The organism is Maribacter sp. Hel_I_7 (assembly GCF_000688315.1).
Classification (GTDB): domain Bacteria; phylum Bacteroidota; class Bacteroidia; order Flavobacteriales; family Flavobacteriaceae; genus Maribacter; species Maribacter stanieri.
In genome coordinates this window covers 967,620-991,129 of record NZ_JHZW01000003.1, presented here as the reverse complement: position 1 = coordinate 991,129, position 23,510 = coordinate 967,620, and the positions used below count along the sequence as shown (strand labels likewise).

26 protein-coding genes and 1 riboswitch are annotated in these 23,510 nt (G+C 33.6%); of the genes, 8 read left to right on the top strand and 18 right to left on the bottom strand.

The genetic code is table 11. The features are described 5' to 3' along the window. Nucleotides 1-16: 16 nt before the first annotated feature. On the bottom strand, nucleotides 17-1,525 hold the full coding sequence (locus tag P178_RS0115975) for a TolB family protein (RefSeq protein WP_027067158.1): 1,509 nt from the start codon (nucleotides 1,523-1,525) through the stop codon (nucleotides 17-19). 263 nt (nucleotides 1,526-1,788) lie between these two features. Here P178_RS0115975 and P178_RS0115970 point away from each other — a divergent pair, with 263 nt between their 5' ends. The 3 genes from P178_RS0115970 to P178_RS0115960 all read left to right on the top strand — a co-directional run bounded on the left by P178_RS0115970 (nucleotide 1,789) and on the right by P178_RS0115960 (nucleotide 4,059). Beyond that, nucleotides 1,789-2,217 (top strand): peptidylprolyl isomerase, encoded by a 429-nt coding sequence (locus P178_RS0115970; protein ID WP_027067157.1) that lies wholly within the window; start codon nucleotides 1,789-1,791, stop codon nucleotides 2,215-2,217. Between the two features lie 79 nt (nucleotides 2,218-2,296). Then, nucleotides 2,297-2,818 (top strand): TlpA family protein disulfide reductase, encoded by a 522-nt coding sequence (locus P178_RS0115965; RefSeq protein ID WP_231500558.1) that lies wholly within the window; start codon nucleotides 2,297-2,299, stop codon nucleotides 2,816-2,818. Then, entirely contained in the window at nucleotides 2,818-4,059 is a 1,242-nt protein-coding gene (locus P178_RS0115960) for a hypothetical protein (RefSeq protein WP_027067155.1), read from the top strand. Before P178_RS0115965 ends, P178_RS0115960 begins: the two co-directional genes overlap by 1 nt. Here P178_RS0115960 and P178_RS0115955 read toward each other — a convergent pair. Beyond that, nucleotides 4,052-4,522, bottom strand: coding sequence for an FKBP-type peptidyl-prolyl cis-trans isomerase (locus tag P178_RS0115955; protein ID WP_027067154.1), 471 nt, complete (start codon nucleotides 4,520-4,522; stop codon nucleotides 4,052-4,054). The two genes, P178_RS0115960 and P178_RS0115955, sit on opposite strands and share 8 nt — an antisense overlap. A gap of 538 nt (nucleotides 4,523-5,060) precedes the next feature. Between P178_RS0115955 and P178_RS0115950 the strand changes: the two genes are divergently transcribed. The 3 genes from P178_RS0115950 to P178_RS0115940 all read left to right on the top strand — a co-directional run bounded on the left by P178_RS0115950 (nucleotide 5,061) and on the right by P178_RS0115940 (nucleotide 6,296). Next, nucleotides 5,061-5,255 (top strand): cold-shock protein, encoded by a 195-nt coding sequence (locus P178_RS0115950; protein ID WP_027067153.1) that lies wholly within the window; start codon nucleotides 5,061-5,063, stop codon nucleotides 5,253-5,255. A 166-nt stretch (nucleotides 5,256-5,421) separates the two neighbouring features. Next, a complete protein-coding gene (locus P178_RS0115945) occupies nucleotides 5,422-5,859 on the top strand; it encodes a hypothetical protein (RefSeq protein WP_027067152.1) in 438 nt (145 codons plus the stop codon). 128 nt (nucleotides 5,860-5,987) lie between these two features. Beyond that, complete coding sequence (locus tag P178_RS0115940) at nucleotides 5,988-6,296, top strand: hypothetical protein (RefSeq protein ID WP_027067151.1); 309 nt, start codon at nucleotides 5,988-5,990, stop codon at nucleotides 6,294-6,296. Between the two features lie 889 nt (nucleotides 6,297-7,185). On the opposite strand, the gene P178_RS0115935 is transcribed toward P178_RS0115940, so the two are convergent. From P178_RS0115935 to P178_RS0115915, 5 genes are read right to left on the bottom strand one after another with little or no spacing between them, the layout of a single operon-like run. Continuing rightward, a complete protein-coding gene (locus P178_RS0115935) occupies nucleotides 7,186-7,653 on the bottom strand; it encodes a cupin domain-containing protein (RefSeq protein ID WP_027067150.1) in 468 nt (155 codons plus the stop codon). An 8-nt stretch (nucleotides 7,654-7,661) separates the two neighbouring features. Next, nucleotides 7,662-8,399, bottom strand: a complete 738-nt coding sequence (locus P178_RS0115930) for a carboxymuconolactone decarboxylase family protein (protein ID WP_036147448.1) — start codon at nucleotides 8,397-8,399, stop codon at nucleotides 7,662-7,664. A gap of 43 nt (nucleotides 8,400-8,442) precedes the next feature. Next, the gene (locus P178_RS0115925) at nucleotides 8,443-8,916 is read right to left on the bottom strand and encodes a cupin domain-containing protein (protein ID WP_027067148.1); all 474 of its coding nucleotides are present in this window, start codon (nucleotides 8,914-8,916) and stop codon (nucleotides 8,443-8,445) included. A gap of 6 nt (nucleotides 8,917-8,922) precedes the next feature. Beyond that, on the bottom strand, nucleotides 8,923-10,038 hold the full coding sequence (locus P178_RS0115920; protein WP_027067147.1) for an alpha/beta hydrolase: 1,116 nt from the start codon (nucleotides 10,036-10,038) through the stop codon (nucleotides 8,923-8,925). 46 nt (nucleotides 10,039-10,084) lie between these two features. Next, nucleotides 10,085-10,846, bottom strand: coding sequence for a hypothetical protein (locus P178_RS0115915; protein ID WP_051638335.1), 762 nt, complete (start codon nucleotides 10,844-10,846; stop codon nucleotides 10,085-10,087). Nucleotides 10,847-10,996: 150 nt separating this feature from the next. Here P178_RS0115915 and P178_RS0115905 point away from each other — a divergent pair, with 150 nt between their 5' ends. Then, nucleotides 10,997-11,911: a helix-turn-helix domain-containing protein gene (locus P178_RS0115905; RefSeq protein WP_027067145.1), complete on the top strand. Its 915-nt coding sequence runs from the start codon at nucleotides 10,997-10,999 to the stop codon at nucleotides 11,909-11,911. A 902-nt stretch (nucleotides 11,912-12,813) separates the two neighbouring features. On the opposite strand, the gene P178_RS0115900 is transcribed toward P178_RS0115905, so the two are convergent. The 11 genes from P178_RS0115900 to P178_RS0115845 all read right to left on the bottom strand — a co-directional run bounded on the left by P178_RS0115900 (nucleotide 12,814) and on the right by P178_RS0115845 (nucleotide 22,821). Continuing rightward, nucleotides 12,814-13,779, bottom strand: a complete 966-nt coding sequence (locus P178_RS0115900; RefSeq protein ID WP_027067144.1) for a hypothetical protein — start codon at nucleotides 13,777-13,779, stop codon at nucleotides 12,814-12,816. Then, nucleotides 13,776-14,954, bottom strand: coding sequence for a toll/interleukin-1 receptor domain-containing protein (locus tag P178_RS0115895; protein ID WP_027067143.1), 1,179 nt, complete (start codon nucleotides 14,952-14,954; stop codon nucleotides 13,776-13,778). Before P178_RS0115895 ends, P178_RS0115900 begins: the two co-directional genes overlap by 4 nt. Further along, nucleotides 14,951-15,658 (bottom strand): TIR domain-containing protein, encoded by a 708-nt coding sequence (locus P178_RS0115890; RefSeq protein WP_197026815.1) that lies wholly within the window; start codon nucleotides 15,656-15,658, stop codon nucleotides 14,951-14,953. Before P178_RS0115890 ends, P178_RS0115895 begins: the two co-directional genes overlap by 4 nt. A 90-nt stretch (nucleotides 15,659-15,748) precedes the next feature. After that, nucleotides 15,749-16,297 carry a toll/interleukin-1 receptor domain-containing protein gene (locus P178_RS0115885; protein ID WP_036146988.1) on the bottom strand — a complete coding sequence of 183 codons (549 nt, stop codon included), beginning with the start codon at nucleotides 16,295-16,297 and terminating at the stop codon, nucleotides 15,749-15,751. 15 nt (nucleotides 16,298-16,312) lie between these two features. Continuing rightward, nucleotides 16,313-16,933: a hypothetical protein gene (locus P178_RS0115880; RefSeq protein WP_027067140.1), complete on the bottom strand. Its 621-nt coding sequence runs from the start codon at nucleotides 16,931-16,933 to the stop codon at nucleotides 16,313-16,315. Nucleotides 16,934-16,939: 6 nt separating this feature from the next. Continuing rightward, nucleotides 16,940-17,428: a TIR domain-containing protein gene (locus tag P178_RS0115875; protein ID WP_027067139.1), complete on the bottom strand. Its 489-nt coding sequence runs from the start codon at nucleotides 17,426-17,428 to the stop codon at nucleotides 16,940-16,942. An 11-nt stretch (nucleotides 17,429-17,439) separates the two neighbouring features. Continuing rightward, the gene (locus P178_RS0115870; RefSeq protein ID WP_027067138.1) at nucleotides 17,440-18,411 is read right to left on the bottom strand and encodes a nucleotide kinase domain-containing protein; all 972 of its coding nucleotides are present in this window, start codon (nucleotides 18,409-18,411) and stop codon (nucleotides 17,440-17,442) included. A gap of 10 nt (nucleotides 18,412-18,421) precedes the next feature. Next, nucleotides 18,422-19,306 (bottom strand): nucleoside triphosphate pyrophosphohydrolase family protein, encoded by an 885-nt coding sequence (locus P178_RS0115865; RefSeq protein WP_027067137.1) that lies wholly within the window; start codon nucleotides 19,304-19,306, stop codon nucleotides 18,422-18,424. A 377-nt stretch (nucleotides 19,307-19,683) separates the two neighbouring features. Next, on the bottom strand, nucleotides 19,684-21,021 hold the full coding sequence (locus tag P178_RS0115860; protein WP_027067136.1) for a hypothetical protein: 1,338 nt from the start codon (nucleotides 21,019-21,021) through the stop codon (nucleotides 19,684-19,686). Between the two features lie 506 nt (nucleotides 21,022-21,527). Further along, nucleotides 21,528-21,755, bottom strand: coding sequence for a CDGSH iron-sulfur domain-containing protein (locus P178_RS0115855; protein WP_027067135.1), 228 nt, complete (start codon nucleotides 21,753-21,755; stop codon nucleotides 21,528-21,530). 466 nt (nucleotides 21,756-22,221) lie between these two features. After that, nucleotides 22,222-22,821, bottom strand: a complete 600-nt coding sequence (locus P178_RS0115845; RefSeq protein WP_027067134.1) for a DUF6642 family protein — start codon at nucleotides 22,819-22,821, stop codon at nucleotides 22,222-22,224. A gap of 220 nt (nucleotides 22,822-23,041) precedes the next feature. Next, nucleotides 23,042-23,135, top strand: a riboswitch (TPP riboswitch). A gap of 102 nt (nucleotides 23,136-23,237) precedes the next feature. On the opposite strand from P178_RS0115845, the gene thiS reads away from it, so the two are divergent. After that, a complete protein-coding gene (thiS, locus tag P178_RS0115840) occupies nucleotides 23,238-23,441 on the top strand; it encodes a sulfur carrier protein ThiS (RefSeq protein WP_027067133.1) in 204 nt (67 codons plus the stop codon). Nucleotides 23,442-23,510: the final 69 nt, after the last annotated feature.

Below are 23,510 nucleotides of genomic sequence, written 5' to 3'. Positions count from 1 at the left end.
CATCAATAGTAATACTTTAATAGTTATCAGTATTGGTTATAAAGGCTATTTTCTTGCTATCTGGTGACCAACTTGGGACATTAATTGTACCTTGACCACCGTATATGTGAGCAATAACTTTAGGTTTCCCGCCTTTTATTGGCATAATACGTAGCATACAATGCTTATAAAAAGGATGGTCATTAGATTTGATTTCCTTGGGAAATGAGATGAAAGCTATCCATTTTTGATCCGGACTTACATGTGGAAACCAGTCGTTATAATCATCAAAAGTCAGTTGTGTTTGTTTCTTGCCATTTGCTTTCATACTATATAATTGCATGGTACCTGTACGGTCGGAATTAAAGAAAATGGTCTTCCCATTTTTTGTGTATTCTGGACCATCATCCAAGGTAGGAAAATCTGTTAGTTGCTCTTCTTTTCCAGATTTTAAATTGACAGTGAAGATATTATATGCCCCGTTTCTATCTCCGGTAAAAATCATCTCTTTATTATTGGGCGACCAACCATGCAAATATGATGCACCCACGCCTGGTTTTGTAACCATTTTTGGATTAGAGTCTCCATTGGTTGGTAAATAGTATAAAGCAGAATCTCCATTGTCGTCTTGATTATGGTGGCTAATGCCTAACAATTTCCCGTCAAAAGTTAAAACATGGTCATTGTTGTTTTTTATGGCAAATCCGGTATTTAAAGGGGTGATGGAATTGGTTTCTAGCTCATAATTATAGAAACGACCTTTAGAATTATAAATCAATTTTTTACCATCAACGGTCCAATTTGGGGCTTGTATAGAATGTGCAGAATGGTAAATAATTTCTCTGTGTCCGGTTTCAACATCCATAAACTCTAGATTACTACCAATATATTCGCGGTATGCTTGGTAGTCATCTCCAACAGGTTTTACTATCCTTACATTACTAAAAGTGGCACGCTCTAAAATTTTGGGGTTGTGAGAACAAACATATAAGCCTACATAGACTTCATTATCCAAATCCATATCGGTTAGTTCAATACTAGTGAATTCTTCACCAAACTTAGCGGTAGACATTATATAGGTTGTACCACGGCGTTCTAATTGAATAATAGTTGGGTTTTCGTGAGAAGATTTTATTTCTTCCGTAAGTCCACCAACGGTTTTACGGTATTGTAGAGATGTTAGTCCGTCACCATGAGTACTGGCATTTACATGTGCAGAATTATCGTCCAGGTTATTTTTTATGATCCATCCTGCTTTACGGTGTGGGTCTTTGCCTTTTCCTTCAAAATTTACAGTAGTCCTCAGTATAAAATCGCCCTGTATAGTTGTCCATAGATATTGAAATTCATCTTTTTCAAACCACATATTGGTGCCCGCGCCATCTATAGTATAGGTTTGGTTATCCGAATTAAATGTTGCGGAACCCTTTACTTTAGGATTACCAATACTAATTTGACCGTCAAAAATTCCTATTTTGTGCTGTGCTTGAAATGTAGTGGAACTAAGAGCTAAGAGAATTGTAAATAATACTGAAAATGGTTTCATGATATGTTGTTTTGAGCTTGATAAGTTGACATTTAAATATACCCAATAAAATCATTTAATCCTTCTTAAAAACCAAAGTGTTATTAGTAATTAAGACATTTTGGGGAAGTCAATCTATTAGCAATGTGTAGTTTGACAGTGATTTTTAGTGTTTAATGTTAAGAAGAGGCTAAAAAGGGAAGGTTTTGTCATAATCTTCGTTATTCCCTATTGAGAACAATACCTTTGCAGCTCAAATAAGTGAAATAGTTGAAATTTATAGTATGAGTAAAGTAAAAGCAGACGACAAAGTAGTAGTACATTACACAGGTAAATTAAGTAATGGTCAAATATTTGATAGCTCAGTAGATAGAGAGCCTTTAGAGGTAAAATTGGGTCAAGGTAGTTTAATACCTGGATTTGAAAAAGGATTGTTAGATATGGCGCCAAGCGACAAAAAGACAATCGTAATTGCTAAAGAGGAAGCCTACGGAGAAAAGCAAAAAGAGCTTTTTCAAACAGTACCAAAATCAGAATTGCCAGAAGATATGGAGCCAAAAGTTGATATGGCACTTATGGCAACTAATGCAGATGGTAGTGAAAGACAATTACGTGTTGCAGAAGTAAACGAAAATGATATCGTAGTAGATGCTAACCACCCATTGGCTGGTGAAGATTTAACCTTTGAGTTAGAATTGGTAGAGATCAAATAAAACGTATACGTTATATAGTAGAAACCGCCTTAATAGGGCGGTTTTTTTGTGTCTAATGGTCATGTTATCATAGTATGAAATGCTATATTTGGGTATGTATTTACGACCACTATTTTTCTTGGCTTTAGCAATTACCTTCATAGGGTGCAAAGATGCCAAAACTACTACACCGAACACCGCAGTTACAGAAGCTGTGGCTGAAAAGGTGCCTTCTGCTACATATGAAGATTTGGAAGGAAACCCTATAGAATTAAGCGACTACAAGGGTAAGCGTATCTTGTTAAATTACTGGGCAACATGGTGTAGACCGTGTATAGAAGAAATGCCCGATATGGAGAAAGCGCAAAACATTTTGGAACAAGAAAATTATGTTTTCTTATTTGCATCCGATCAATCTGTAAAGAAGATTGTAAAATTTAAAGACGCACGAGGATTCGACTTAGAATTCATCAAGTTCAATGGTATGTATGCCAAAGAAAATGTAAGCGCCTTGCCAGCAACATTTATATATAATGAAGTAGGGGAGCAGGTGCTACGTTTTGATGGCGGATTGAAATGGGATAGTCCAGAAATGATTGAGAAATTACGAACAGTACACTAATGCGCAAATCATCCATTTATTATTTGTTAGTAACCATAAGTCTAATGTTTGGTTGCAAAGAAGCGGCAAAACCAACTGCAGCTGATGAAGTTGAAGTGGAGGTGATAGAAGAATTGACTTCTCCGGCTAAAGAAAGTAGCGCATTACCACATTTAATGTCCAATAAAGATGTGGCATTACTATCATGGGTAGAAACTTCGGGAGACACTTTGGCAACTATGAAATATTCAGAATTGGTAGATGGCAAATGGCAAAGTTCTAAAAATATACTGACTGGTACAGATTGGTTTGTAAATTGGGCAGATTACCCTATGATTACCGAGAACAATGGTAGTTTGTGGTCTCATGTATTAAAGAAATCGACAGCGGGTACATATTCCTATGATATTAAAATGAATGTAAAACCTAAGGGTGCGACCGAATGGAAAACAGATTTGCCGCTGCATACCGATGGTACACCAACCGAACATGGTTTTGTAAGTATAGTGCCGTATAATGACCATTTTTTTGTGAACTGGCTAGATGGCAGAAATACAGAAGAAAATGAAGTAGGGGAGCGGGGAGCCATGTCGTTACGTGCAGGTGTTGTTTCTGTTACCGGCGAAATGTTAGAAGAGTACGAATTGGATGCTAGAACTTGCGATTGTTGCCAGACGACTTCTGTAATTACAGATAACGGACCAATAGTAATATACCGTGATCGTTCAGCAGATGAAATACGTGATATAAGTATCGTGCGTCAAGTAGCTGGAGAATGGACAGCACCAAAAGCAATACATGAAGACAACTGGCAAATAAAAGGATGCCCGGTAAACGGACCTAAAGTAGATGCTTTGGGTAACAATGTGGTAGTTGCTTGGTTTACCGGTGCCGAAAATGCACCAAAAGTTCAAGTATCTTTTTCGTCAAATGGTGGGGAAGTATTTACAGCACCAATAGTAATAGCAGAAGGCATAATTATGGGTAGGGTAGATGTACTTTGGACAGATGAGGATAACGCCGTAGTGAGTTGGATGGAAGCTAATGATAAGTCAGCCCTTTTTAAAGCGATGATTGTTAGAAAAGACGGAACTGCATCAAAACAACAAGTGATTACCAAAATGGCGGATTTTCGTAAATCTGGATTCCCACAAATGGAAATGGTAGAAGAAACATTATATTTTGCATGGACAGAGCAAGTTGCCGCTGTAACTAAAGTACGTACTGCAAAGATGTCTGTAGATGCGTTTTCTTTTAATTAACCGAAAGCAATTCAATATCAAAAACTAATACAGAACCACCAGGTATAGAGCTGTAGTCAAAACTACCGTAGCCTAGGTGAGAAGGTACTAACAATACACCATTGCCACCTTCATTGAAAAGGGGAATACCTTCTGTCCAACCTGCAATAACTTGATCAAGACCTATAGCTAACCCCTCAGTACTTTGGTCAAAAACATTGCCGTTTAAAAAATAACCTCTGTAGGCAACGGTTACGTTAGACGTAGCAGTTGGTTTTGCTCCATCACCTTGGTTTTCTATGATATAATGTAATCCAGAAGCAGTTGTTTCCGATACTAAATCATTTGCGGTTAAATAGGCATTAATTTCTTCTTCGTTAATAGTAGTATAATCAATGGGTTCAACAACTATAGGTTTGGCATCATCAGAAGATCCACAAGAAACCATAGTAGTTACAAGAAGAAGGATAGCAATGTATTTCATATTATTTTTTTGGGAAGATAGTTGTTGCTTAAATACTTTGAACTGAATTAAGAAGTATTTAACCATTAATGTGTGATAGGGAATAGCGGTTATGCAATAAACGTGTTGACAGAAAAGCGAACACTACAATTTTTGTATAGATATTTTTGAAATTTAATCGCTTGAGATTGAGACTCAAAGATTACAGCTTCCGTAATACTATTGGCTAAAACAAGGTGTCCAATTAGATACTCTACATAGTAGGTATTGTTTTCAGAAAGTAGAACAAAATTTGGTGTGGTTGTCACTGTTATTATTTTACGAAACTAAAATACGGCAATTTTTTTATTGATCCTAATTTTTTTGACTTTAGCGCTTTTAAATAAGATGTTCTGCATCATTAAATGTATGGCATGTATAGTCTGAAGAATAGCATCTATTTAATTAGAATTATTACTGGAATCTATAAGTAAGCGCAATCTATGAATACACCTGTATTCAATTTGTGGCATCATATTTGAAATGATAACAGTAATTATTAATATTTAATTAAAGTACAATGAGTAAAGGAACAGTAAAATTCTTCAACGATGCAAAAGGCTTCGGATTTATTACAGAAGAAGGTTCAACGGACGATCATTTCGTTCACATTTCAGGATTAGTAGATGAGATTCGCGAAGGAGACGAAGTAGAATTTGAACTAACCCAAGGAAAAAAAGGTTTAAATGCAGTAAACGTAAGAGTTATAGATTAAACTTCACAAAGCCCGTCAGCAATGAAGGGCTTTTTTTTGAAAAAATAAAGTATGGTTCATGAATAATCTATAAATATCCATGGCTATCTAAATAAGGTAATCACATTACACAATACCTTATGCTACAACGAATAACACCATTATTAACTATAAATTATAAACACAAATGTTAGATCAATTAAAGCAAATGGCAATTCAAAAATTGCAAGAATCAATGAGTGCAAATTCTTTAAACCCTGAAGCAACTAACAATGCTGCAGAAGAAGGCGCATCATCACTTATCAATGAACTTATGGGTAAAATAAGTGGTGGAGATTTAAGCGCTATTACAAGCTTATTCTCTAATGACGGAAATGCCACTGAAGACAGCGGTATTGTTCAGAATTTAAAAGGTAAACTTGCTGAAATACTAGAAAGCAAAGGTATGAGTACCTCTGAAGCAGAAGCGGAAGCAGGTAATGTAGCACCGGGATTAGTAGATAGTCTAAAAGAAAAGTTTTTATCGAACGAGGAAGGAGATGCAGCTTTTAGCTTAGATAATCTTAGCGGACTAGTGGGCGGTGATGCCGGTAGTGTACTAAATAAAGCAAAAAGTCTTTTCTAGTACAACTAAAATTATAAGAATTAAAACCGCTCAGTACTGAGCGGTTTTTTTTATGTAAAATATTGTGAACAGCTTTTTTATACAATCAATTGAATTACGCTTCGTTGTATATAAAAATAAATTGGTTTATGGAGATTTCAAAGAGTAGTAAAAAAGTAGTTGTACTAACCGAATTAGAACAAAAAAGAAAATCGGTAGGGCAATTACAAATGAAGTTGGAATCTTATTTGTGTGAACCGCAAACTCATAGTGGTTTCGTTAAAAAGGAAAATTTGAGAACGAATATTAATCAGGCTGCAACCAAAACAGATTCATTGTTGGCAATTCTAAAAATGAATGATATTTCCATACACGAAAGTATAAATGATGTGGAACGCCAAATAGAAGAACTCTACGACCTGGAACAGGATGTAGCACTGTATGTTTTAAACAGATAGAAGTCTACAGAAGTCTACGCAGATTCAGATATTTTAGCAATTATTTTATGCATAAAAGTATTATCGGTAGTGGAGTATTCAAAAAGTCTATTTTACATAATATAAATTATAGTACAAAGTATAGCATTTGAAACACACAAAAGAATATACGTTTGTAAGCTATAATTCTATATTATATAAAATATCCCTCAAGCTCTGAGAATCGATTAAAACTTACAACAGGGTCATTAAACTTTTTTAAGCGGTGTCTGCGACGCATATTTTCATTTGTACCATAATTTGCCGTTATGTAAAATAGCCGCTGCCAAACGCTCGATTGCTTTTTAAAATCAAATTGCTCAGGCAATTTATTTTAAACACAATTTGCCACCGCTTGCCAACGCCATTTAAAAGCTAGCATTTTAGATTCTTTCAAAATTTGAGTATTCGAGGAAATGTGTGCAAAATTTTTTTCTACGACATTCTCGTCAGCTTGCCGCAACAGCTAAAAATTACTCTGCGAGATAATTTCTTAGCCCTTGCTACTTCTCGTCTTGTTTGAAGTTTTTTTGAATGTGTTCCTAACATTATGTAAAATAGACTTTTCAGCATTGTACGCGTAAGCGTTTTTATTTATCTTTTTTTCTTGATAAAAAAAGAAACAAAAAAATCAAGGCTTACAGATAATTTTAGAAACAATGTACGGCTAAGTCGCTATATTCTAGAAATCATTTTAACTCTTAAGACCACTTTGAACTCTTTGAAACATTAAGATGGTCAACAAACCTTATAACCAGCCATCTAGAATATGGCCGCTCCCCTCGCCTATTGTTTAGCTAAAATTCTCTTAGGCCATAACGTTTACTTCAATAACCAACATTTTAGAAACTACTTTTGAATAGAAAATTATTCAGATACCATTATATTCTTCGTCTAAAACCGGTTTAAACCACTGCGCGGGTCCTTTATCGCGACTTGAAATTGCTATATGTGCAAACTCGGAATTTGGAGCGGCACCATGCCAATGTTTAATATTTGGTAAACACTTTATCGTCTCTCCAATGCGTAATATACGTTTGGGTTTTCCTTCTTCTTGATAGTAACCTTCACCTTGGGTTACGATTAATATTTGCCCTGCCGGATGTGAATGCCAATTGGTACGTGCAGCGGGTTCAAAAGTAACCAAACCGGCATACATGGTATTTAAACTGTCCGGTGCTGCCAACATATTTAACCATGCGGTACCTGTAAAATTCGAATTTTCTATTTTAGTCCCTTTCTCGAAAAGTTGAACTTCCTTTTTACTTTCCTTTGGCGTATTACATGCTGTCAAAAGTATCAGTAAAATGGCAATAGTATAGTATCCAGTATTTTTCATGGTTGTTTTTATTCAGTTCGTCTTTTCAATACTTCTGTAAGGACTGTTTTTGTTGCAAAAACATTGTCTTCAGTTGTAGTAATCACTAAGGTTTCAGTAAACTCTTTCAATTGTTCGGCTTGCCAGCCAACGTTCAATGAAAGGTTTAAGTGGCTTCTTAGCATAGGCTCTAAACTTCCCAAACTTGCAATGACGGAAATGGTCACCAGTTCACGTTGTTTATAGGTAAGCACATCTCGCTCAAAAATATCCGCAAATAAATGCTCTTTAAGAAACCTGTCCATTTCGGGTGAAAACTTTTGGTATTCTGGTTTTCCATCTAACGGTCGTCCAACAAGTTCTTCCAAAATAGTCTTTCCTCGTTCATATTTGCTTCTAGAATCGTCAATAGTTGTGGCTTCTGGGCCCCATTCATCTTCTATACCTTTAGCCGTCCTTTCTTCCAGTACTACTAAAAGTGTTTGCAAACCGCGTATACTTCTTGGGAACCCGGCATAGGCGTACAAATGAACCAATACCTCTTTGGCTTCATTCACGGTTAGCTTATGATCTAATCCTTCATGGAGAACATCCTTGAGCTGAGATAAATTGCCTTGGGCAGTGTGACTTGCAATTTTGATCATACTTTTCTCTTGGTTGGATAAAGCATTGTCTGATGTTGCTTGTTGCGCTATTGATTGACAGCTGATAAATAATACTAACCCGACGAATATATTCGCCGTGCGAAAGATATTTTTTAAACGCATGATAGGTACTGGTCTTGATGACGTTACTTTCATTAGTGGTGAATTAGTCGTTCAGTTGATCGGCAACACTATCATAATATTCTTGTGTTACCACTTCGGTCCATGTGGTGGGTTGTCCTCCTCCATAAATTGCTAAATAGGTAACATCACTATCTTTAGTGGAAGCATGCCAGTGCTCTGTTTCTTTATCACATTTGATCACATCACCTGCTTTAAGTATCACAGGGTCTTTTCCTCTTTCTTGATAATAACCTTCACCGTCTACGTAAATAAGAACTTGAGAGGTTGAATGTTTATGCCAGTCTAACGTAGAATTAGCCTTAAAAGTGGCTTTGGTAATATTAAAGTCGGTTTCATCATCAGCCTGTAATACACCGTTCAACCAAGCTTCGCCAATATAATGCGTATTGGGTGCCTTGAAGCCCTCGTCTTTGTATGAAGACACTTTGTAGTCCGTATTTTGGGCAAAAATGCAAATAGGAAGCATAAACAGTACTGTTGTAATTAGATTTTTCATTTCTTTTTAGTTTAATTTCTTTTCTTCTAGCCAATTGTACATCACATCGGCTATTTCTTGATTATTTAAATCGGACATGGGAAAGTGTGTATTTCCTTTGATTCCTATTTCTGGTAACACTACTAAAGTAACGTCACCACCAGCGTCATTTACGGTTTTTTTCCATTTACGAGCCATAGAAAGAGCGGCACGCCATTGGTCTTGACCAGGGTTTTCAACCTCAGTTTCAGGGATGTAATCCCCATAATAAATTACAATAGGAATCTTGGTCAGTTTTTGAAACTCTTCCATAGAAACACCTTTAGCACGTAATGTTCCGCCCACATAAGAAATGGGCTCAGGAATGTTATCTTCCGGAAAAACAAAATTACTACCAGGTTCGTACGCTACTATAGCTTTTATTCGATTGGTCTTTAGAGCGGCACTCCAACCTTGTCCGCCACTATGGGAATGGGTAACAAGGATTCCGTCACCAATTTTTCCGAATAATTGAGAAACCGCTTCAATATTAAGATTGATGTTTAAAGGTCCCGTATCTGGAGTACTACTACGGAAGAATTGATTTAAAGCTTCAGGGTCCTTAGAAAATTGAACGTTCGGATAAAAACGTTTACCCTCGCCCATTCTGAATATGCCGAACCACAGTTGGTCTTCAGTTTTAGCTTCCAATGTTTTTGGTTCTAAGCTTTGTCCTGCCAATCCCCTTCTGGGTTGATCTAATAAATAGACAGGATACCGTTTTTTAAGGAATATACTTTGAAATCCTTCCCTGCCATCTGGAGTGCTTTGCCAAGTTCGCATGGACTGACCGTAGCCGTGCCAAAACACTAGAGGAAGCTTACGCGGTTCCGTAGGAATTTGATAAAATACCGATGCGTGGTCACCATGCAAGGTCTGCCCTTCGGTACTTTGATTTGTGGGATTAAAAGCACCATGGGCAATGGGGTCAAAAGAGCCTGGACTTTGCTTAACCGAACCACCAACGGCAAAAGTCCCCTGTTTTTGAATAGAAATAATATCATTTGATTCAACAGGAGTATCTGCTATTTGCTTGTTTTGTTCATTACAGCCAATACATAAAAGTATGCTTGTAAGTACTAATGTATATTTTAGCTTTATCATGTATTACTTTGTTTTTGTAGTCATTTTAATAAGGGTATGCCTTTTCTTAAATCTTTCTCTTTGTTGGAAAGCTATAGTTCAATAGCACGCTCCAAGTGAAATCATCATCGGGCAATATTTGGGTGCTTATGCCTTTATTTACAACACCTGTCAACGAAAATGGACATTGTTCTTTACCAATGGTCAAGAACGCTGAGGTATAATATCCGGTGAGATCGTCAGAGGTAAGATAGTAAACTTGTGGTGTAAAATTCATATAAAACGATTCTGAAATGGGAATTTGACTAAAGGTAGCATTAAGCACCAAAAAATTAGTTTCTTTTACCCCTTCATCAAAACCGCGGGCATACAGGTAATACATACCAATACTAGTATGCTTTGATAATTTATAGCTGGGTACCACTTCGGCACCTAAATATCTTCTAGATTCTAAAAGTTCTTCGGTATTTCCGTTTCTAATAACATTTACAGTTCTAAAATTCAGTCCGGGATGCGCCCCTACCCTCAGTGAAAACTTTTCTTTTTCAATCGCCTTATAGCGAAACCAAAAAAGCATAGTCCACGGTTTGGCATCGAGAGAAAAACGCATGTCAGGCTCAAAACTTAACTTTTTTTTGGTGAATTTTAAATCGAACAGCAAAGCGGGATCATCTAAAGAAAAAGAAGGAACTAATGAAACGCCATTATGGGTTATACTTGCACTTCCTCTAAAGTCATCTAAAAACCTATAGTTTTTATCTTTTGCATTTTCCTGCGCATTAGCAGTACTTAATAACAGCAATAACATTAAAGTTCCTATCTTCTTCATTGTACGTGATTACAATGCCAAAATTAGGGGAAGAACTTAGGTGCGGTACTACCCAAATAACGGATGTTTATACCAAAATTACAGATAATACATATGTAGCTTGATGATGTGATCATCAATAGGTTATCTTTATTTCAAATACAATGAGTCGTGAAGAATATTTTAGAAATTAAAACCATTGTAGACTACTTTAAATTGAGAAATTACGAAGTTCTGCATCCTTTGGTAGGTATTGTCGATTTTAAAAAGGTAAACCAAACCGGATATACCAATCAGAAGAACGACGGATTTCATTACAGCTGTTATGCTATTTTTTTGAAGGATGCCGTGGGCTGTAAATTAAAGTATGGAGGTAACTCATATGATTATGACGAAGGTACTTTGGTTTTTATGGCGCCCAACCAGACTATTGAACTTGGCGGTTATGAACCGGGTTTTGTACCCAAAGGCTATGCTTTGCTTTTTCACCCAGACCTATTGCTGGGTACAAGTTTGGCAAAAAAGATTCACGAATTTAATTTCTTTGCGTACTCAAGTAATGAGGCTTTGCATTTATCCGCTAAAGAGCGAAAGCTAATCTTGAGTTTATTGGAAAAAATTCAGTTTGAATTGGAACAGCCCATTGATAAACATAGCAAGAAACTGATTGTGACCAATATTGAGCTATTTTTAGACTATTGCCTTCGTTTTTATGACAGGCAATTCATTACACGTGAAGTAGTGAATAAGGGTACTTTAGAGAAGTTTGATCATCTACTTTCTCAATATTTTTCATCGGAAAAGCCAAAAATTAATGGTTTACCTTCAGTAGCATATTTTGCGGATCAGCTTCATTTATCTTCCAATTATTTTGGTGATCTGGTTAAAAAGGAAACCGGCAAATCTGCCCAAGAATTTATTCAAGCAAAATTGATAGATGTAGCTAAGGAAAAAGTATTCGACCCTAACAAATCAGTGAGTGAAATCGCCTATGAACTAGGTTTTAAATATCCGCAACACTTTAGTCGGTTGTTCAAACAAAAAGTAGGGCGTTCCCCTAAGGAGTTTAGGACCTCTATTAATTAATTGAGGTTAAAACCATTTCACACACATTACACTCCCCTCCTACCGTCGGCTCGTATAATAAGTGTTCCATTACCTTTAGAAGAAAGTTTTTAGAAAGAAAAAAACAAGGAAAAAAGTAGAAACTTTCGCTTTTAACCAAAGCTCAAGTTACATAACGCGGAACATTATAGTACAAAATAACTAGTTGTGTAAAACGGCGCATGCTTGCATTTGATATAATATCAGATATGATGCCTTTAGGTTCATATCGGCAGATATTATGTCAAATTCGTTTTACCGGGTAGCCTTTTAGATTTATTTAAAATTTGAGTATTCGAGGAAATATATACAAGATTTTTTATTACAATATTCTCGTCAGCTTGTCGCAACAGCTAAAATTTGCAGCCGCATAAACTCGCAGCTTTAACTCGCAGCTTTTTTAATTGATTTGTAATCAATCAAAAAATCTCGTGATCAAAATTCTTAGTCCTTGCTAACCTCTCGGCTTAATTGAAGTTTTTCTTTAGGCACTTTTAACATTATGTCAAATACGGCATAAATTCTGAAGATTAAGAATCTTTAGGATTTTGAGCGAGCTGTAGCGTTGGCATTAAGTTCTTCTATGTTTAAGTCCAACGCTATGGCTGGCTCACAAAATAAAATCCTCCTCAGGAGAATTCTATTTTATGCCCTCTTTTTTTCTTGATACGGCATAGTATACTTTGAGCGAGTTGATGCGGAGGCTTGGTTCTTTGATGAAACATATTACTTGAATTGCAGCTACATCAACTCGCCGAAAAATAAATGTTCCTTTGGTTGCACTTATTTTCTCGCGTCTAAAATATGGCCGCTCCCCTCACCTATTGTTTTACCCAAATTTTCTTAGGGCGAACTTTACAATTAATACGACTCTTTGTTTTATCTTATTTAGATAATGTTTTATGAAGTCCTTTCATAATCAGGAATATTATTTCTGAAGTATGTACTGTATTAAATAGCCTTTCATTTTCTGCAATAGACAAACCATTGTTTTTGCTTAGACGCTCTAACGTATAATTGTTCAAGAAGTCTCTGGTTAACTTGTAATCAATTTTGTCTTCACTCTTTTTAGAATTATAGTGACTTACAAACTCTTTATAATTTTCGTTTTGAGATGATTGCCATTCAATAGTTAACTCTTCAGGTTTTTTTCCATTAAGTCCTTCTATTATTCGTGATGTTATTCCACCAAATATGCCCATAAAATATACAGGTATATTATTTTCTAGCGCAAGAATTGACTCTTCTAAAAGACCTGGATATTTACCTTTAAAGTTAGACATACTACCACCTGTAAAAATTCTAGCATCTGTATTGCTTTGCATCTTTTGTCTCATCTTAGTAAGACTTTCTGCCCAGATGAATAGATTGTCATTTCCTTCAGGTACATAAAATTTTGACTGATCAATCCCTAGGTCTGCTGGTGGTTCAACAGTCACAGGTAAAACACCATTTTTTTTAAATTCTAAAATATCTGTAGTTTTAAGATTGAGATGGATAGGGAAGCTGAAGTAATTTTTAAAAAACAACTTTCCTGCTTCTTTGCTTGGTCTATACTGATGTACGAGATTTGAAAACATTCTGGTGTATCCGTTTTGGCGCAAATCACCACCATAAATCAAGCAGCTACCGTGAATTATTAAAAACCTTGTTATTTCAGTTATTAGGTTTCTTTGATGTGCTAATGAGAAACCTAAATTTTCTATTTCAGGACTATCGCTTATTGAAATAGCAACATTTTGACCATCAAAAAGATAAATTTCTTTTTCTTTAGATGAATCTTTTAGTTCTTTAGTAACAAGTTTATCTAAATCTTTAGTAGTAACGTTCTTTTTATCCTCTTTTTTCATAGCTCTGGAATATATGTTGGCAGCAATAGAGGTGTTATAAATTTAATTTTTTTGTCCACATCATTTAGTAAACTGAGTTCCTCAATACCTATTGGTGGGTCTGGATATAAAACAATAAGAGATTTAACTTCTTTATTTTCTTCTTTCAGATTCTCGATGTCTATGTAATTAAATAACTCTGGTGCTTTTGGAAGCACTAAGCAGCTATATTGTTTTTCTAGATCATACATCTTAACGATAGATTTTAAATAAAGCTCGTTGTATTTATCACTTATTACTTGTGATAATATTAGATTTATAATTTCCTCAAAATTATTATTCCAGGCAATAGTAGGAAAGTTTCCACTGTATGGAAAACTTCTTCTTTCACCTTTCTTAATATCAATTACACCTATAATTGGGCACCTATATCTTTTAGCAATAATTATCTCTTTTCTACACCATTCTCTATCTGAATATATATCAGTATTAAATATTACGAATGCAGAATGATCAATATGTTTTGTTATTTCCTGTTCAAATTGATGACCATCTGCAATATCATTAGCATCAAAAAATGCTTTCAGTTTAGTATTACTATAAATATGATTTCTAAACTGTATCGCTAAATCTTTTCCATCATCTTTTGCGTGTGAAATAAATAATTTAATTGGTGGATCACTATGCTCTTCTGTATCGTAGTCTTCTTTAACATTGAATAAAAATTTAGCAATACTTTCTAGCAATCGGTATTTAATAACTCTGCTATTACTTATAAGATTCTTATCTGGGCTAAAATGGCTTTGATCCGTCTTAATAAATTGAAAATTATTTAAGCGCTCTGGATTTAAATCAAATGCGTACTCACTAAAAGGTATAGGAAGTATTCTTGTGCTTCTAGGTTTTGATTTTAATAAATCATCTATTGTTTCTGTCCAATTAGAATCATTAAACATATGCTCATCAACCAAAAGGATTAGCGCATTTTTATCAGATTCTGAAAATGGTATTTTAGCAAAGGTTTCTTTATTATAAGGCTTTGTCCTGTAATGTACAGGTATATCATATTTAGCGTGAGTGACATTACCGTTTTCACCGCTATAAGTGTTATAAATACTTTCAGCATATTCTTTACCTTCTTTAAATTCCGGATGCCATAAGACATATATTGATAATGGGCTTTTAAACTTTTTCATTTGCATAAATTTCTGGTTAGTCTTGCTATTGATGCATTAACTATTTTATCTGACTCACTTCGCCTTGAGAATGCTAATTCTATCGCATCCTGAAATACTTTTCTGTTTTCTGTCCAATCAATAACAACGGCATATCCGGAATTAATATTAGCCATAAATCTCTCAGAGTAATTTGCAATATTATAGGTGGTGCCTAATCCATAATCTGGATGAGAAGGAAGTCTAATACCTAATAAACCAGCATATCTATCGCCAACTCTTCTATTAAGAGCTCCTCCAATTTCCCAATCCACGTGCATTCTACATTTAGTAATCGGTCCTAACAGAACAGCAAGTATTGTTGTGTCTCTCATATAACCTTGATTAATTAATCTATGTATATAATCGTCACTATTTTCGCCATTAATTTCATCTAGCATAACAGATTGATTAATTATTAAATCGCCAAAAAGATTATCAAATTCTTGCCTTTTTAATTGATCATCATTATGATAATAACTTACAAACACATTGCGTTTGGCTATGTTTTTAGGCAATCCGTAACCCCATTTAAAACAATTTTCTTCAACCCTAAAAGCATCTTTCCGATTCCATAAACCGTCCGTTCCTGTATATGCCCCTCTAATCGTGTGTCCTGAGTTGAATTGGTCCACAAGCCAATTCCTATCTTTATTTTCAAATGTTCCTACAGAATTCCCATTCACTAAACCAACTTTCACTGTGTCTATTAATTGTTTATCATCCCTAAAAGTTAGCTTTGATATTAAATATTCTTTACTCAATTTTTTTTCTTTTTATAGTTGCCAGTCCAAAACATCGTCTAGTGCATGATTGCTCATATTGCTTTCATTAATATAACTGAACATTTTTAAGTGCTTTTCGGTATATCCAGTCACATTTGATATGTATTGATTTAATGACTTTGTACCTCTTACAACTGGTACCGTCTTAATATAATCTGGTAGCGATGCGTTGGAAATCCCTTTAAGAGTTAATGCTCCAATAGTTGTTTTATCATAACCATAGCCTATTTCCCAAGGCACCCATTTAGAATAAATAGTACTTGGTGAAATAACACAAAGCATATGTGAACTATTGTTAATACCTTTTTTTATACAACGCACAACACCTGCTGGATTATTAGTTTGCACCTGATGTTTCAAATCGTAATCGTACTCATCGAGGTACACATCAATATTAGCTTTCATTATATATTGAGCAATCTTCTTACAATACTCTAAATCACTTTTATGATGACTAATAAATACACATTTTACATTACTAGCTAAATTTTTTAAAGCTAGTGACGCATTTAAACTGAGAGCTCTATTAATTCCTGCCATCCTAAATTCCAGTTATTATATGGGTAATTTAATTTGTTTATGATCATATTCTTTCCAATTAATTGGATCTCCACTAATACCATTTTTTGAGTTTTGAGACAACCATGTAATCACCTTTGTCCCAACTTCGTTTAATCCTTTATACTTCATTCCCTGTCTTTTTTTACAGATCTTAATAAACTCTTGCGGTATCAATAAAGATTGATCTCCGAGATAATAAAATTTTTGAGAAATAAGAACAATTTCTGAACTCGTATCTTTTATAAGATGCTTTTCCTTTTGTACAGTTGAATGAGCAGATTTTTCCTGTATCCATTCTTGAGTTTTAGAATCCCTATGATAAAAATTATCCCCATACATTTGAACCAAACTTCCGTTTATTATAGGTTTCTTATATTGAAACCTTTTATCTTGCCAATATTCATCAAAAGTTAGTTTTTCTTCTAGTTGCATTGCAAAAACCAAATGATTTAGTTTTTTCAACTTTTGACTTCCTGTTCCAATTATCCAATCTCCAATGTTTAAATTTTTATTTTTTCTAATATCAGGTTTACAAACAGCTAATGTGCAGTATCCGCCAAAGGGATTAGGAGCTAAGCCATAATCGTGCTCTACAACATATGAGAAGTATTCCATATTTTTTTAGCAATTTATAGTAGCCATTTTATATAATGGTTTTCTTTCACTTCCAGACGGAGTTTCCGTAGGTAAGACATCACCATTAATAATATCTATAAGCTTGTCTAAAGAGTTCCAACCTATTGTTGCTCCTCCATATTTTTTAAAAGCATCTGGTAATTCTGCAGAATCGTTATTACCATGAGTATAAATTCCAACGATTTTTTTACCTTGTTTATGTGCTTCTTCTATTTCATAATTGACCCAATCTCTTTTATGAGTGTTTGGGCCAATAAGACATATCAGAGAACCTGACCAACTTATCTGCCTTCTTAGATATCTTTCGAGTACTTTTTTTTGGGGAATTCTACCATCTTTATGTTTTGTGCTATCGACCGAATAGTTCCTAATTTTATAACCTTTTTCTGCAAACCTTTCTTTCAATCTTTGAACTTTATCATCATCCTTTCCATAATGACTTATAAATACGTTGTTACCTTTTTCTTTACCCATTTATATTATATTTAGATATTTTGATTAATATCCCATTTTGGAGGATACCAGTAATCAATTTTATTAGTTTTTGGTCTAAACTTTTGCTTGATTCTTGAACGACCAGATATTCCAGATACATTTGGATGAGCTACCCTAGCGTATTTGTCTACTTCACAAAACAAATTCTGACAGTCAATAAGTTGTAAGGACCTGCTCCAAAGATTTTTAAAGTTTAAATTATATCTTTCAAATTCAATATTTTGTCTTTCTGTGACATATTTTATAATATCAATTTCATTATAATCACCTAAATCTGTAAAACACTTTCTGATTCCATCATAAGCTCCGGGACCAGGGACAACGAAATCCATTTCATTAAAATTTACTACTTCGCTATAGTTGATGTCAATTGCATATTGATAAGCCAAAAAATTTCCAATAGTTGGATATTCTTTAAGAATATTAAAAAGGTTCTCTAGACTAATGGAATTGGAAACTTTGTTCACAAAACCATCATCAAACATGTGTTCGATTAATTTTAAATGGTTTCGATGTTTTTTTGAGTACCCAAACTTACTACGACCTGAAGTCATAATATAGGCACCTGAATAAATTGAAACACCATTGTTCATTAATGTTGTTAAAATTTCATCATAATCTTCAAAATTATAATCTGCATGTGAAATACTTCCTAAACGACTAGTAAGAAGTTCCCAAGTTTCAATTTTATTAAATGTCTTAAATAGTAAAATTCTGAACAGAACCTCTTTTGGTTCTTGACTATGGTTATAAATTACATTTTTAATTAAATATTGACTTACTCGGTCAGAAGCTCTGTAAGCATTTGTGAACTTATGTTTTGCTAAAATTTTATCGTGTGTCCAATGAACCTCATTATTAATTCTATTAAAGAATATATTTTGTCTTTCCTCAGCAAACTTCCAATATGTTTTATAGACTACCGACTCTTTTGGAAGTGATTTCTTTATTAATATTTTCAATATATATTATTTATTTTTTTCCTAAATAAGTCAGCGTTCTGTTCTTTTTACTTACCAATACTCTGCCTCCATTATTTTCAATCAAAGTATTAAAAACCCTGTATGAATTCAAGATGGTTACTTCCCATTGTCTGGCTGTACAATCCTTTATTTCTAAATCTTTTACTAGACGCTTTACAAGTTTCAATAGGCCAGTATCTATATTGTTACTGTATTTTAATAATTTGTTGTCCTTTGATTCGCTATATATTAAAAGTGATATCAATTCTTCTATAATTTGTGCGCGAGCACCATCTTCATTTGTATCTATTTCTATATTACTTTTTCTTTTACGTTTTATAAGTTTTCTTATTACAGGAGACCATCCTAAATTTGCTAAATATCCAAAATGAAAAATATCATGAAATCTATAACCATCATCTTCATAATTGTTATCTGTTAATGGATCTCCTATAGTTTCGCCCGAATCTTTATTGATTATTTTGACCAATTGTCTTCCCCCCTCTTTAAATGAAATAAACTCAATTTCAAATTCTTGAGGTAATGACTCTGTTTCATCAAAACCTTTATCGTAATTAGTAAAATCAGTTTCATCTTTCTCAGAGAAACGATCTGAAATTTTATTTATATTTTCTTTTGCTATTTCATTTAAATCTATGTTGTTTTCAGAAGCAATTACAGCTAAATACCATAGCACATCACCTAACTCTTCTTTTAACTTATTTTCAAAATTTACATAAGAATCTCCATCTCTTAATTTTTTCTTTAATTCACTAATAACTGATCCCGCTTCTCCTATTATTCCTAAATATGGTATTACAATATTTGCAGTCTCATCAGCATTGTACTTTTGTAATGTTAATTTTGCTTTGTTCTGATACTCGTTAAATTCCATAGATTTAATTCCAATATTATATCTATCAAACTAGTTTTCAATAATAGAATACTAATTCAATATAAATTACTTAGTTTTTATTAAAAAAATGGGGGAGTCTAAAAATACAAAAATTTAACAAGTAAACTATTACGGAAAACCGTTAGGAAAGTTAAAAATTTAGTAAAATACCATTGCACACACACATTAAATTTCCCTCCTATCGTCGGCTCGTACAATAAACGTTTTGTTACCTTTTAAAAAGAGAGTTATTTAAACAAAAATTTGAGAAAGTGTGGTGCCACATACTTTACTTTAAAATACAAAAATCTACTCTTAGCTAACCATTATTATTTTTTGTAATCTCTTTAAATGTATATTTACTTTTGAAAATAAATCTAATTTTTAGAAATTCTTACAGGTCTTATTATTACTTGTTGTTTAGCATCATTATTACTGATTTCTAACAAAGAGTGCTTTCGCTCTTCACTACTTAAAACCATTTCTGACCCATCAAAAAAGCTTATTTCCGCCCTTTTATAGAGAGGGTCTTTATTACCTGTTAAGTCAATTGGTATTTCTTGACCAACTAATAATTGCATTTCCTCAAAAGATTTATCAGATTTTACTTTACATGGATATTCAACATCATATTCTACTCGTGCCGAATACAAACCACCCCCGCCACCTGGTTTACTTTCACTTTTAGCAGTTACGTTTAGTACAAATCCTTCATTAGTTATAGAACCAACACTATGCCCCCCTCCATATCTTTTAGCTGTTTGTCGCGAAACAATGGATGTTGGTATAATTGACCCTTGGACAACGTTATTACAACTTTCAACAAGCTTCCTAGGGGCAGTAATCGGACATGATTTACTTCGAGTTTTCCTTTTACCCTTCCAGCCTGGGCTTGGTGTTCCTACAGCACAAGATGCATTTATATGCTCAATATTAGATTGATATTCATCAACTTGAAACACTACTTTTATAGTACCTATTTTCCTTGGAATAACTTTAATAGTAATCGGTAATATTTTTTCTTTTTTCTTTCCGAAAACCCAACCCTTTTTATAAAACAAATGAACTTCTCCTTTTATGTAATTAGTACTAGATGAATTTTCATTCAAAATTTCATTTATTGTTTCAGAAATTTTTTTGTTAGATATTAGAAATTCTATGCCAGTAGAATTCTGAGTGGACGCTTTCAACGTAATTTCATCTCCAATAGATATAAAATTATCTTCATAATCTAAGTTATAACCCTGAAAATTTAGTTTAACATTATTAGACCAATCTTTTACAAACAGAGGTATTTCAGTCTTGGTAATTCTTGGTTCATTTTTTGTAAATGGTAAATCACTAACTATTTGACTGATAGAATTTGTTAAGTTCTCCGTTCTATTAAACCCATTATTTAAAGACTCATCGAATTCATTTTTCAATGTAATAGTATTTTCAAGTAACCGAAATTGTTGTTCTGTAATTTTATCATCAATTTCATCGGCAGTATCTTTTATCGCATACCTTAAATTCCCGATTATACTTTTAATTTGAACAGATGTATTATTTATTGAATTATTATAAGCAAATTCTGCCGAGGCGGTGGCATCATCTATAGAACTGCTCATTTCGTCTAAAACTAAAATTGCATTTAATGCTGATATAGGAGAACTCGAAGGTGTGGAACAACCAGTAAGCATAAAGACCGTTGCCACCAAAATACTTTTTTTCATGGTGTTTGATTTAATTGGTTACAAGAATTACTTTAAAAAATTTTGATAAAGTCAAAAGTATTTTTCTATTTCTGATCAATAAATACCTATTAAAGGGTATTTTATAAATTATTGGGGGAGAAAATTGTACATTTTAAATCTTTGAGAAGCATAAATATATAAAATATTAACAAGAATTCTATTACGGTTTTTAGTAACTGATTTAAGTTTGTAGTAAAATACCATTCCACACACATTTCCTTCCCTCCTGCCGTCGGTCAGTTAATAAGTGTTTATTCATTGCTTGTTTATTATTTTTTAAAGGTATTCATGAATCTCAAAGCGAAATTGCTTTTCGATTTCATTATCTTTTCAGAAGAGGTTTTTAGAAGAAAAACAAAAGAAGATTGAAAAAATAACTTTGCTTTAGCTAAAGCAAAGTTACATAACGCAAGACATTATAGAACAAAAACTGATTATTGCTTTTTTATGAGAGAAGTCTATTAAAAAGCAATAATTAATGTGTTTTATTTCTTTTTCATTGGAGGTAAATCGAAAGCTGTTGCTTCGTGCTCAAAATGATTTCTGTGTGAACCATCGCAAAAAGGTTTGTTATTAGAAAGTCCGCAACGACATATACCTAACGCTGTTCTACCTTGTAAGTTATATGAATTACCTTGGCTATCTACAATTTCAAAATCTCCTTCTACTTTTACAGACCCATTACTATTTATGGTTAGTTTTGTTTTGCTCATACTATTAAATTCTTCTATTTGATTTTGGTAAAAATAGGAATATAGATTTAATTTTTATCTTGAATACTTAAGAGTTATTAATTTTAAAACAACATGTAATTGCTTCTTTTATTTATACTTTTTTTACAATGTAAATTTCACTTTAACTCCTAACAATCTGTAAATTAGCAGTAAGTCAGAAGTTGAAATACCAATTGGTACCGAAACGACTATACATCTTAAAAATACGTTAGGTAACACGGGCTGCTTTATCAGGACAATAGCACTTACAGGAGATGCTAGAAATCAGTATCAAATTGAGTCAAAAGTTGAATATTGTTTGGTGCCAACAGGAGAAGAAATGCCTATTGTTATTAAACATATAGGTAAATCAACGAATCAACAGGCAGGTTTAAAAATTTTCTACAACGGCGATCAAGTAATTGAGATCAATTTGAAGAGTAAGTGATTTGTTTTAGGTAGCGGTTTAATAATACAATCTGAAATCAAGCAACTTACAGACATTGTAATGTCTTTGGTGCAGTTCTTCAACAACATCGAACATATCATCATCTTCTTTAAATAAGTTAAAGAAAGCCTTATCAAGGTTAGCGCTACTTACTCCGTTGTATGCATTGCCATAACCAGACACAGCTTTTGCATTGGTAATGTCTAAAAAATATTGTGCTTCCTCTTCGTCTAAATCTAGAATTTTTGCGTTGGAGAAGTGTAAAATCTTTCCTTTTAATCGTCCTTCAAATAGCTCTGCAATTTCCTGTAAGGTATAGTAGTAATCGTTTAAGCAAATACTATTGGCTTCACCATGCATCACCAAATAGATGATTTCATAGTCCTTAAAATTGTGATCATCTAAGACCAGTCCGTTTAAGCTATCTTCTAATCCTTCAATGGTATCACATTTTTTGTAGATACTTGCTATACCGTATTTCATGGCCAGTTGCTCCAAGCTTTCCTGTGCTTCGGTAACCTTATCCGTTTCTATGTCTTGAACGCCTTCTAAACAATAAATGAAGTTTTCTTCATCTATAAATTGCTCTTGGGGTAATTGATTTCTTTTTTCTAGCAATATGCTGTAATTATATGAACTACAAAATTACTGTAACTCATTTATACTTTTTAGCGTTTTTAGATAAAATTAGCAATGAAAATACTAGGGTTAATGATAAGACTTATATGATAAGTATGGTATAATTGCCGATCTTTTCATAAAACGCTTGTAGCTATAAATTATTCAACATTCTGATGTTTAAAAGCACGTGTTCGTCTTCAAATTCTTACATTAGCGAAGTAAACTTTAGGAGTAGCTATTTCATAGTTTGAGAAATATCCTTAGAACCTGATTTGATTAATATCAACGTAGGGAAAAGTTATCAGGATCAACAACCTGTACTTTCCTTTTATCATTTCATTATTTATTCTTTCTGTTTACATCAAAATTAAAATCATTGTTGCGTTTTAGGCATTGATAACCTAATGGAAAAGATGATACATATTAAAGTAAACAACAGCACTCACCTATTCAAGCCGAATACTACATTAGATGAAATCATTAAAGGATTGGATATTTCTGTTAACGGAATAGCCGTGGCGGTAAATGAGAACATAATTACCAAAACAGAGTGGCATACTAAAACACTGAACGAGAGTGATGAAGTATTGGTCATTAGAGCTACCCAAGGGGGTTGAAAATCAGGCTTTCTATTCCCGTATTACCCACATGAAGCAAAAGGATTTCCATTACAATATTTAAATCAC